This is a genomic window from Clostridium ragsdalei P11, from assembly GCF_001675165.1.
In the GTDB taxonomy this organism is placed as follows: Bacteria; Bacillota; Clostridia; order Clostridiales; family Clostridiaceae; genus Clostridium_B; species Clostridium_B ragsdalei.
Genome location: NZ_LROS01000071.1, coordinates 1 through 825 on the forward strand (window position 1 = coordinate 1; position 825 = coordinate 825).

At 38.4% G+C, this 825-nt stretch carries 1 rRNA gene; it reads right to left on the reverse strand.

Annotated features, from left to right (window positions below):
* Nucleotides 1-284 (reverse strand): 23S ribosomal RNA (locus CLRAG_RS17925); the annotation flags it as partial.
* Nucleotides 285-825 lie beyond the last annotated feature (541 nt).

Genomic DNA, 825 nt, shown 5'->3' on the forward strand with positions numbered 1-825 from the left:
ACAAGTTCCTGGTTTGGGCTCTTTCCCGTTCGCTCGCCGCTACTTAGGAAATCGATGTTTCTTTCTCTTCCTCCGGGTACTTAGATGTTTCAGTTCCCCGGGTTTGCCTCTACAAACCTATGTATTCAGTTTGCAGTACCTAGCGTTATCTAGGTGGGTTTCCCCATTCGGATATCTCTGGTTCTCTGGCTATTTGCGCCTACCCAGAGCTTTTCGCAGCTTATCGCGTCCTTCTTAGGCTCCTGGTGCCAAGGCATCCTCCATGCGCCCTTTGTAGCTTGACCTTTATTATCGAAAATTGCTATTAACTTCGCATATCTTCGTCAAGCTTTTCGCTGTGGTGCTCATTTACATAAGTAAACTCTGCTCCTCGCTCAAATCTTTCCTCGATCTGCTCGTTACTATCAATTTTCTTATTATCATCATATCATCTTTAAAATGATACTTTACTACAAAGGTTATATTATAACCTTAGCTTTACTTTATTTCTTATTTACTGTGCAATTTTCAAAGGACAATTTTTCAATTTACATTCCTAATTGGTTGTAAACTGAAAGAAGAATCTATCTGATCCTTCAAAATTAAACAGAGTGAAAAATTGCTATTAACTTCGTATATCTTCGTCAAAATCATTCACTGCGGTACTCATTTACATAAGTAAACTCTGTTCCTCGCTCATGTTTTTCCTTGATATACTTGTTACTATCAATTTTTAAGTATTAGCTTACTTAAACCATCAATTTATAAGATAAATTATACTCTATCTTTCGACTCCCTAGAAAGGAGGTGATCCAGCCGCAGGTTCTCCTACGGCTACCTTGTTAC